7 protein-coding genes are annotated in these 10530 nt (G+C 73.4%); 1 reads left to right on the forward strand and 6 read right to left on the reverse strand.

The genetic code is table 11. The features are described from left to right. The coding region (locus ACY34I_RS39180; RefSeq protein WP_462760401.1) for an ATP-binding protein at positions 1 to 408 on the forward strand (408 nt) is incomplete at its 5' end. Positions 409 to 838: 430 nt separating this feature from the next. Here ACY34I_RS39180 and ACY34I_RS39185 read toward each other — a convergent pair. From ACY34I_RS39185 to ACY34I_RS39210, 6 genes are all read right to left on the reverse strand, one after another. Then, entirely contained in the window at positions 839 to 1060 is a 222-nt protein-coding gene (locus tag ACY34I_RS39185) for a hypothetical protein (RefSeq protein WP_148804623.1), read from the reverse strand. A 341-nt stretch (positions 1061 to 1401) separates the two neighbouring features. Beyond that, positions 1402 to 2658 carry a TIGR02679 family protein gene (locus ACY34I_RS39190; protein ID WP_462760403.1) on the reverse strand — a complete coding sequence of 419 codons (1257 nt, stop codon included), beginning with the start codon at positions 2656 to 2658 and terminating at the stop codon, positions 1402 to 1404. Beyond that, the gene (locus ACY34I_RS39195; protein ID WP_462760405.1) at positions 2655 to 6794 is read right to left on the reverse strand and encodes a TIGR02680 family protein; all 4140 of its coding nucleotides are present in this window, start codon (positions 6792 to 6794) and stop codon (positions 2655 to 2657) included. The genes ACY34I_RS39190 and ACY34I_RS39195 overlap by 4 nt, the downstream gene beginning before the upstream one ends. Further along, a complete protein-coding gene (locus tag ACY34I_RS39200; protein WP_462760407.1) occupies positions 6791 to 8053 on the reverse strand; it encodes a TIGR02678 family protein in 1263 nt (420 codons plus the stop codon). Before ACY34I_RS39200 ends, ACY34I_RS39195 begins: the two co-directional genes overlap by 4 nt. Next, positions 8050 to 9738 carry a TIGR02677 family protein gene (locus tag ACY34I_RS39205; RefSeq protein ID WP_462760409.1) on the reverse strand — a complete coding sequence of 563 codons (1689 nt, stop codon included), beginning with the start codon at positions 9736 to 9738 and terminating at the stop codon, positions 8050 to 8052. The genes ACY34I_RS39200 and ACY34I_RS39205 overlap by 4 nt, the downstream gene beginning before the upstream one ends. Before the next feature lie 8 nt (positions 9739 to 9746). Continuing rightward, on the reverse strand, positions 9747 to 9974 hold the full coding sequence (locus ACY34I_RS39210; protein WP_462760411.1) for a hypothetical protein: 228 nt from the start codon (positions 9972 to 9974) through the stop codon (positions 9747 to 9749). Between the last annotated feature and the right edge of the window lie 556 nt (positions 9975 to 10530).

Below are 10530 nucleotides of genomic sequence, written 5' to 3' on the forward strand. Positions count from 1 at the left end.
CCCGCTAGCAGCGCTGCGGCGGTGCTGCTGGCCGCCACGATCTCCGCGGAACGGGTGCCCGCACTGCGCCACGCCGTCACGGACGCCGCCGCAGCCGCCGGCCTCGCCGGCGAGGAACTGGAGGACTTCGTGCTGGCCGTGCACGAACTGGTGACCAACGCCGTACGTCACGGCGGCGGCAGCGGGCAGCTGCTCTTGTGCCACAAGGCCCACCAGCTGATCTGCCAGGTCACCGACCACGGCCCCGGCATGGCCGCCCAGGTACCCCGACTGCCCGACCCAGGCCAGCCTGGCCACCGCGGTCTGTGGCTAGCCCAGCACCTCACCGCCGGCCTCACCCTCGACAACAGCCCCGATGGGCTGACCGCCACCGTCGCCGCCCCGATTACCTGCGGACCGCCGACATGAACAAGCCGATCCTGCGATAGTGGCGCAGGGAGCAGCGCCGGCCGGACCCTGGTGGCGCTGTCAGGCGAAGTCGATGTCGCCCGCGCCGAGCAGTTGCACGACCTGATGACCGCCACACTGGTCGTCGACGTCGGCCCCTGGGGCGGCTGGCCGTCCTCGACTCCACGATCCTCGCCGTGCTCGTCAGCGCCTACTACGCCGCAAGCGACGCCGGCGGAACGCTGACGCTGCACAACCCCACTGGCCAGATCCGCCGAGAAGACGGCCATCTTCCAGGCCCGGCCCGGATTCGGTCAGGCCAATCCGGGCGACTACGCGTACATCATCGGCGACGCCACCCGTGGGGTGGAGATCGAGCGGCTTACCAACTGGCGATTCGAGCTGTGGCGTCGGCCGGGAGCTGGCGTCGGCTGGGATCGCCATGGCGGGGTTACCCGGTTGTGCGGACGGGCAGCCACACCTGCACGTGACAGCCGGGTAGTCCGTCGCCCTCGTCCGGGTCGACGAAGGTGATCGTGCCGTGACGCAGCTGCACCACCCAGCGGGCGCGCCGGCAGTGCCCGTGCAACAGCTGCTCCGGCGTGGCGTGGCGGGCCCACTCGGCCGGCTGCCAGCACGTCTTGACCTCAAGATCGGACAGCAGCCCGGTCATGAATGCCGCCGCCTGGTCGAAGCAGGGCTGGCCGTCCCCGACGACGTCTGGGACAGCCGGCCGGGTCGGGACTGAAGCAGGTCGGCGTCAAGCTCGGCAACCAGGTCCTGGTAACGCCCCGCCCCGCGGCGCACCTGTGGATGGTTAGCGTCACGACCGGAGCGTTCACGGTCGGGGCCACGTCTTTGGCTGGAGGAACTGGATCTGGGAGGACGGCAGTTGTCTGTTGTTCTTGAAGCGGCGGTCCGGTCCGCCCGCTTTGTTGGTGTATTGCCGTGTCGTTGGTTGGCCCCGCCTTGGCGGTGGGCGAGTAGATCGCTCACCGGCAAGGCAGAGCCGGTTCAGGCACTCGGGAAGCCAGACAGATCGGCGAGGAGGTCGTCGAGGACGAGTTCCTCCTCCACCCGTACCCGGTGGCCCTGCATTGCGGCTGCGAGCTCGGGATCCCACGCCGCGTCCACCGGGCTGCCCGGCAGCGGCCGGGCGGAGCCGTGACCCGTGAGCGCGGCGAGGTAGTCCTCGGCCCGGTAGCGCCACGGTCGCCAGGGCAGCCGGGCGTGCAGCAGGTTGGCGATCCGTAGCCCGCCCCAGTCGAAGTCGCCGTGGTAACGCAGCTGGGCGCCGGCTGCCGTCAAGGCGGTGAGCAGGCGTAGCGCGGCCGTGGTGGGCTGCCCGCCGACGCAGACCAGCGGTGGGCAGGCCGGGCCGAGTTCGTCGGCTGCGGCGGCGAGCACGGTTGGGTTCTCGCAGGCGTAGACCTCGTCCGCCGTGAACGTCGGCTCGTCGCGGGTGAGTTGTCGCAGGGTGAGTACCACCGGTTCGCCGAGCGCCGCGGCTGGCCCGGCGAGGGTGTGCAGCCGGCAGCCCGGCTGGGTGGGCAGGTTGACCGCGAGTACCGTGGAGGAGAGTTCGTCGACGGTCACCCCGACTGCGTACCAGAGCATCCGGCGCTGCATGGCGGCCGACTCCGGCAGTGGTTCGCCGCCCCACCAGGTGGCCCGGATGGCCGAGCGGACCAGGGTTGCCAGCGGCCGGTCCGGGTCGAGGGCGTGCGCGTCGTCTGTGGTCCGCGCTGCCAGTCGGGTCAGCGGTTCGCCGGAGGCGGGCAACGCGCCGAGCACGGCCACCAGCTCGGCGGCGAGGCGGGCCGCCGCGTCCGGCGTGCCGGCCAGCCGGCGCAGCAGCGTGGCGGTTCCCGGATCGGCGCACCACCCGGCCAGCTCGGCACGGGCCTCGCCCAGCGCGGAGAGGGGCGCCAACGCGGCGCGCCACGCTGCTGCCTCGGCGGCCCGAACGTCGGCGAGTACGGTGACGGTCCCGGTCAGCGCCTCGACCGCGGCGGCCAAACCCGCCGGGTGCATGCCGCTGCGCCGGACCACCTGGTCGAGCTCGTCCAGGTTGACCGTCAGGGCGCTGCCGCGGCCGGGCGGGCGACCTAGTAGCCCTTCGACGGCCCGGCGTTCGTCCGGGCTCGGTTGGTCGAGGGAGAGCGTGCCGGTCAGCGGCTGCCCCCGGGTGAGCCGGCGGCGTAACCGATGGAGCAGCCGCCCGGTCTCCGGGCCGCCGAGCTGCCGCCGCAGCCGATCCAGGTCCGTCACCCGAGCTCCCAGAGCCCCGGTGCCCCGGCCGGTTCCTGATCCTCGGGCTCGGGGTCGCGCTGGTGCGGGGGACGCGGCTCGGGCTCGGGAAGGGTCATCAGCCGCCGTTCCCGGCCATCCCACCGCCACGGTGTGACCAGGACGGCGTCGATGCCGTCGTGGCGGGCCAGCTGGGCGATGCCCAGGCCCGGGACCTGCGGGTAGCAGCCCCACTCCCGTTCACTGGTCATCACTACGTCCAGGTCGAAGGTGGCGAGCAGGCCGAGGCACTTGGCCCGGGAGTCGTCATCGACCCCCGCGAACGCCTCATCCAACGCGATCAGCCGGGGCGCGTGCGAGTTGCCCGCCGACCCGTAGTACGAAGATGCCGCAGCGAACAGCGGCACGCTCGCGGCAAGGACCCGCTCGCCGCCGGAGGCCGGACCGGTCGCCGGTCGCCACTGCCCGTCCTGATGGCGCTGGATCGCGAACTCGTGCCAGGCCCGGTAGTCCAGCGCCCGAGCGAGCTGCTCGGTCCAGGTCGCCGCCTCGTCGCGCAGGCGTTCCCGGTTGATCTGCTCCTGTAGGAACGCACCGACCGCGCGCCGGTCCTCGTCGTTCCACACGTCGGTGCTCTGCCGCAGCTGCCGGGCCCGCAGTTCGGCCAGCCCGGCCGGGGCGTCCCGCGTCGGCCGCCACAACAGCCGCAGCCGCATCCCGGTGGAGGTGGGGCGGCTGTCCAGCTCGGCGTTCATTCCGTCGACCTGCCGCTCGGCGCCGACGATCAGCTCCTGCAACGCCCCGGCGACCTCGTTGACCAGGTGCGTCTCTAGCACCTCCCGCTCGTGGGCGGAGAGCAGCCGCTGCCGTTCGTTGATCTCGTCGACCAGGGCGGCGGAGAGGTCAGCGATGCTGCGCGTGCTGCCCTGGAAGGTGACCTCGACGACCATGGTCTCCTCACGGACTGTGGGCAGCACCTGGTGCCCGTGTCGGGAGAGGCTGTCGGTCAGCGTCTTGAGTTCGACGCTGACCTGCTGCTGCAGCCGGTCCCAGCGGCGGTCGTCGTCGTCCGCGTCGGCGAGTTCCCGTTCGATGCCGCGGGCCAGGGTCACCGCCGGGGTCGCCGCCCACGGCTGCGTCAGCTCCGGCACGTCCAGCCCGGGGCAGACCAGGGCGATCAATCCCGTGCCAGCGAAGGCGCGCAACCCGTCGACGGCGGCATCGCGGCCGGCGGTTGCCTCGTCCAGTTCCGCGTGGAGGCGCTCGCGCAGCCCGTCGGCCCTGCCTCGGGCGTCGCGGGCCGCTGCTTCCTGCCGGCCGGCCTTCCGGCGCTCCCGTTCGCACTCGTCGAGCAGCGCGGCTGCCTCGGCGAGGCGCCGTTCCAGCTCGGCGACGGAGGCACCGGCCGTGGCGTCGAGGGTCTCGTGCTCCACCCGCGCGGCGGTCGCCGCGTCGCGGGCTCGGGCCGCGTCCGCCGCCGCCGGTTCCAGCCGCTCCAGCAGCTCCGCGTGGCGGCCGGCCGTCTCGTCGTGGTAGCTGGACGCGGTCCGCGCGGCGGTTACCGCAGGCCACCAGGCGGCGAGCGCGATCTGGTACGCGTGCAGCCCGTCGCGAACCACGGCCAGCTCGTTGACGTCGTACGGCAGGTCCACGTCGGCAGCGAACTCGGCGGCCTCGGCCACGGCGGCGCTCGCCTCGGCGTGGCGCTGGCGCAGCCGCCCGTCGGCCTCCTCCCGCCGAGCGACCGTGTCGCGGCGGGCCTGGTGGGCGCTGCGGATCAGGGCGTGCGCCTCGCGCAGCGGTTGGTCGGAGGGAAGCCCTTCCGCCTCTGCGGTGATCCGGTCGCGCCGGTCGCGCAACTCATCACGCGTCTCGGCGATCGTGGTCAGTGTCGCCGAGAGCCGGTCGATCTCGTCCCGTAGGTGGCCGATCCGGGCCTGGCGGTGCGCCTCCCGGGCGCCGTCGCCGATGTGTTCCGCTGCCGGCTTGGCCCATCGCCCGGCGAGGATCCCGTTGCGGAAGGCGCCACTTGCGTCGACCCAGGTGGTCGCGGCCGACCCGGCCCCGACGCCGATCGCGGCGAGCACGGCCGCGACCGCCTCGTCGGTCAGTGCGGCGCAGCCCGGATCGGCGCGGTCGATCGCCGGGTGCAGCAGCGTGCCCAGATTCGCGGCGGCCGGCGGGCCGGGGCGCAGCACGGCGTCCCCGGTGACTGGGTCGCGCAGCGCGCCGTCCGGGTCGAGCCAGGCGTCGAGGATGCCCGCCGCCTCCAGGGCCGACTCGATCCCGGCCCGCTCCTGCTCCGTCACCTCTGGCGCGAAGTCGACGACCCGCCACAGTGGGGCGCCGGGCCGGTCCAGCCGTGCCGCGTCGGACCGGGTGTACGGCGCCGGCGGTGGCCGGTGCCCGCCCTCTTCGAGCCCTCGAAGCTCGTCCTCGTCGCGCGCCAACTCGGCCCGCGCAGCGTTTTCCTCGACGTCGAGGGCGGCGTCGGCACGGGCGAGCGTTTCGAACGCGGCCCGGGCGGCGCGGGCCGTCTCCCGGGCCGCCGGGTTCTCCCCGGCCAGGCTCGCGACCCAGAGCTCCAGCTCGGCGAGCACCGCATCGGGGTCGCCGACTGGCAGCTCGACCAAACCGGTGAGGTGTGCCCGGGTCTGCCGGACCAGCACCTCGCCGGCCTCGGTCGCGGCCGTCTCGACGTCCCCGATGTGCAGGTCGGCGGTGGCAACCTCGGCGTCGAGCCGATCCACCTCCGCGCGGGCCCGCTCGGCCCGATCCCTCGCGGCGTCGGCGGTGCTGCGCAGCCCGTCGAGAGTACGCAGCGCGGCGCGTCGCGACCCGATCAGCTCCTCGGCGGCCCGGGTCGCCTCGTCGACACCGTACGGCAGGGCCGCCACCACCCGGGCCGCGTGCCGGTCGCCGATCCGGGCCGCGACGGCCTCCTGGGCCGCCCGGTCCCGGGCCGCCGCCTCGGCCTTCTGGGCGTCCCGCAGCCGCCGGGCCGCGTCCTGTGCGTCCCGCCCGGCACGGGCCGCCTCCGCCTGCACCTCGCCGAGCCGCCGCTCCTGCTGACCGGCGATCAACTCCCGGTCCCGGGCGAGCTCGGCCAGCCGGCGCAGGTGGTCGGCGGTCCGCGCCTCCGGGCTGTCCCGCAGCGCCTGGAGCCGGGTACCCAGCTCCTGCGACCGGGCCGCCAGCTCGTCGATGCGAGCCAGCGCCTCGGTCAGGTCGGCGTCGGCCTGCTCCCAGCCGCGCTGGGCATCGGCGAGGTCCCGGCCGAGGTGCTCGTACCGGCTGTGGTGCTGACGCAGGACGGCGGCACGGCGACGGGTCGCCACCCGGGCGTACTCCCGGTAACGAGTGAGGAAGTCGTCGGCGGCGCGCTTCGTCTCGGCGAGTTCGCGCAGCGTCTCCCGTTCGCCTTCGAGTCCCCGGAATGCCTCGGCGACCTGAGTGATCAGGTTCTCGTCCAGCGGCGGCAGCGCGTCGCTCAGCGCCCGGGACAGGCTCTTCTCGTCCGGCCGCTTCGACAGCTGCGGCTGCCGAAGCCGGATCAGCAGCGAGACCAGCGCCTCGTAGCGGTTGCCGAGCCCGAACAGCGCCTCGTCGACGGCCCGCCGGTAGTCGACCGCCCGGTCATAGACCATGCCGGCGGTGCCGACCGCGTCGCGCAGCCGGTCACGAGCCAGGGCGGTGCCGGTCGGGCTGATCAGCGCCAGGTCGACGCCGACCCGTTGGCTGGTGACGAAGAACCAGTGCCGGGCGATGCCCCGACCGGCGACCGCCTTGAGGCCGCAGCCGATGGTGACGAAGTGGTCGCCGTCGCGGTCGCGGCGGCCGAACTCCAGCCAGGTGTAGCCGAGCCGTTCCGGGTGCGGGTGCTTGCCGCCGAGCAGCAGGTTCCACTCCATCCGCTTGTTCGGATCCCCGTCGGGTTCGACCCGGTACGGCGCCAGCTCCCCGTCGAGCAGGAACGGCAGGGTCAGCGCCAGCACCTTCGACTTACCGGTGCCGTTGTTGCCGCGCAGCAGCAGGCTCCCGCCGTGGAAGTGGAACTCCTCGTGGTCGTAGTAGAAGATGTCGACCAGTCCGGCGCGCAGCGGCTGCCACCGCTGCCTACTCGGCTGCGGCAGCGTCTCGGTCAGGGCAGCGGTCACGGCGCGGTTTCCCCCTCGCGGTGAGAGATGTCGGGCCTCGGGCGCGCAGTGGGCGCGGTGCCGGAGGCGGGTTCGCGGATGGTCGGCTGGGCCAGGGCGTACCGGGCGATCGCCGGGCGGGGTAGCACGAGCGGGTCGTCGGCCGGTTCGACGGTGACCAGCTTGAGCGCGCGCAGCGCGTCGAGAGCCGTGGCGACCAGCTCCACCTCCGCGCCGGGGTCGGTGGCGTGCTTGCGCCAGTACGACCGGTGCTCGCGGGCCAGCTCCCGGGTGTGCCGGTGCAGGTCGCTGACGCGTAGCCCGTGGTCGCTGGCGGCGATCCGCTCAGCCAGTAGCAGGGTCAGGTGGCTCTGCATCCCCTCGGCTGGCATCCGTACGTCGGTGAGCTCGTCGTCGGGGTCGACCATCGCGATCCCCTCCCGCCGTACCTCGGCGACCAGGCCGGTGAACGAGGTGATCCGGGTCAGTAGCGCGTGCCGCTGGCTCGTCAGGTACGCCCGTTCCGGCTCGGTGAGTTCGTCGTAGTAGACCACCGGCTGCTCCAGCAGCAGCCGGGTCAGCCGGTGCCGCAGCGCCCGGTTGCGGGCGTCGTCGACGTCCGGTACGACCTCCAGCGTCAGCGCCGCCAGCCGATCGTCCGGAGTCGCCCCGTCGAGCATTGACGGCCCCCGGGTCGTGGCGAGCAGACCAGCGATGACGGGCCGGTCCACGTCGTAGAGAACATCGCCGCCGGCGCCGAGGTAAGCCTCCTCGTCTCCGGCGACCCGGCGCACCACCCCCCAGTGCAGCAGCAGGCGGACCACTGCGACCATGTCGGCCCGCCGTTCCCGGCGGTCCAGCCCGAACGTGAAACCGGTCGCGACCAGCGCCGGGTCTGCTGCCGCCGTGACCACCTCCTCCGCCAGCCGGCCCAGGGTGACCTGCCCGTCGGCCCGGTCCAGCGCGGCCAGGGCGAGACAGGTGAGGACGTACCGCTGGCGGGAGAAGGGGGTACGGGAGCGCGGGTCCCGGGCCGGATGGGTCCCGTCGGACGGGTCGGCGGTCACCTTCATCAGCCGTACCGTCTGGGCGTCGGCGAGCAGCCGCCAGCCGGTCTCCCGGTCGAACCATTCGCGCAGCTCCGCCGCGTATGCCCGGACCAGGCGAAACTCGTCGTCGGCGGTCTGACCGGCGACCAGCAGCGGGCGGGCGAGCAGCAGCCGGGCCGCCCGGCGCTTGCGGGCCTCGGGGACATCCTCGGCTGCGCCGCGTGCCCTCACCGGGCGGCCCCGACCAGGTCGACGATCTCGATGAGGTGCTCCGGGCCGGCGAGGACCCCGTCCTCAGTGACGATCCGGACCGGCGCGCCACCGGCGATCCGACGCAGCCGTATCGCCATCGTCCCGTCCGAGGTGGTGGTCTCTACCTCCGAGTGGTTGGGGCGGCTGGCCGCGAGGGCGTCGCCGAGCAACTGGAGGAAGAGCCGGAACTCGGCGGAGTCGAGTCGGGCCAGCTCGGAGAGGGCGACCGGGCCGGGAGTGGCCAGCGCGGTGCGGGCGCGAGCGGTCTGCTCCGCCTCGTGCCGCATCCGCTCGGCGAGCAGGCGGCGTTGCTCGGAGCGATCGATCACCCGGTTCGGCGAGCCGCGCCGCTCGTACGAGCCGGTGCGGCGCAGCCGAGGGCTGATCTCCAGCCGCGGGGCCTGCGCCCACAGGGTGGCCGCCGCCACCGGCTGCTGCTCGGTGACGGCGAGCGTTTCGGCGGTCACGGTGAGATGCCGCGCGGGGGAGAGGCCAAACGCCGTGTGCCAGAGCCGGTGCGCCGCCTCATCATCGGGCGCCTGCGCGAACCAGAGGGCGAGCCGGCGAAAGTCGGCGGTACGGTCGGAGCGTCCGGACCGTCGTTCGTTGATCGCCGCCACCGTGCCGAGCAGCTGCCGGATCGCCCCGATCGCGGCCGTCCGCAGCAGCCGGGCCTGCGACGGGCGGCTCCCGTCAGTGCTGACGAACCAGTCCCGTAGTCCGGCCCAACGCTGCCGCCATCCGTCGAGCGCCTCGCCGACGGCGGCGTCATGGCGGTGGGGGCCGTCCGCGTCCGCACCGACGTCGTCCGTCACGCCGGCAGCGGCCTGCACCCGGGTGCCGGCTGCCGGGGCGGCCTCCGCCCCGGTGCCGGTCGCGTCCAGCTCCGTCCCGGTGCCAGTGCCTTCGGGTACCGGTACCTCGGTGGGAGCCGCGTCGGCGGCCTCGCGTCGTGCCGCCACCAGCAGCAGCGGGGCCACGCCGGCCGCCTCGATCTGCCGGGCCAGCAGCGCGATCTCTGCGCCCCGGTTGGCCAGATCCGCGATGAACCGTTCCAGGTAGGCGATCAACTGTTCCTTGTACGCCAGGAACGCCGCCACGTCGGCGTCGGCGAAGTCGATGGCCCGGCGCAGCGACGCCATGAACGCCTGCGCGTTGTCGGCCAGGCCGGTGAACCGGTCGACGAGGCTCATCATCAGCAGGTGGGTCTTGGCGGCGTCCGGGAGTTCGCCGGCTGCGGTCGACTCGGCGACGACCAGCAGCGCCCGCAGCTGCTCCGCGATGTCGGACAGCGCGACCGACTGCAAGGCCCCGCGCCGCCCGAGCGCCGTCTCGTAGGCGGCGACCGCCTGCTCGACCGCGTGTCCCTCGGGGCTGAGCTGGTAGAGATAGCGGGCCCGGTGGAAGTCCTCGACCGTGGTGACCCGGCCGGTGTCCGGGTCGGCGCGCAGGTTGCCCCACTCGGCGAGCTGGTCCAAGGCGGCTCGAATGGTCTCTAGTGACGAGCCGGCGCCGAGCTCGGCGACGACGTCCTCAGGGCGCAGATGCACGGTGAACCGCTGCTTAGCCCGGACGAAGACGTCGAGAACCTGTCGGTACAGGGTCGCGTGCTGTGCCTGGAGGTGGGCGAACGGCTGCGCGGTCGAGCTGGTCCCGAGAGGCATGGACCCCATCATCGCATCGCGTCCGGTCGCCCGGCCGCAGCCGGGTAGCCGGCATTGTCGAGCTGGGTGAGCAGGTCGGTCACCTCGTGGTGCAGGCGACGTAGCTCGGCCGCGGCCTGCGCCAGCTCGTAGCCGCAGTGGTGTACGGCACGGGACAGGGCGACCCAGGCGAACGCGACGCACAGCGCGACGTCGACGCCCGGCCCGCGCCGGCCACGCAGATCAGCGGGTGACAACCCGTCGAGGGGCCCAGGGGAACACGGGAGTAGTCCCGACATCGCGCCCCGGGGCTACTCGGCGGGCTCTGGTCGGACCGCTCCTGCAGACGTGGAAGGCGAAGCATCTGTCGGATTCGGCCAAGACCTGGCCGCATCGCTGCCGCACTGCTCACATCCGCGCCGCAGCCGAACCGAATGCGCCGGCTGCCGGCCGTGGGGACGGGACATCCCGCCCGCCTGCCCGATGAGCGGCAGTCCACCTGCGGTACCTCGGTCCGGCGGCTGGCCAACCTGACGGCCCCAGTGTCGCCGGGAGCCCCGGACCCGGCGGTCCCGAATCAGGGCTTGGCGGAGATCGTCGGCGGCGTGGCGATAGTCTGCAACCAACGATGCCCGTTGGCTCGGAGGTGAGGCTCGCCCTGTGGGTACCGGTTACGAACCGATGAGTCTGGCCCGGCTAGCCACCCATCTCGCTTCCGCGGACACCGATCAGATCCGCTGGAAGCTGGTGTGGGAGTTCCTGGAGGAGTACCGCTGGGAGCCGGCTGAAACCAGGATCGATCTGTTGCAAGAT

It is taken from the genome of Micromonospora sp. RTBAU3-60, from assembly GCF_054963695.1.

Coding starts and splice junctions, on each gene's coding strand:
- ACY34I_RS39185 (WP_148804623.1), bottom strand. CDS start 1,060: ATGACCGGGCTGCTGTCCGATCTTGAGGTCAAGACGTGCTGGCAGCCG.
- ACY34I_RS39205 (WP_462760409.1), bottom strand. CDS start 9,738: ATGCCTCTCGGGACCAGCTCGACCGCGCAGCCGTTCGCCCACCTCCAG.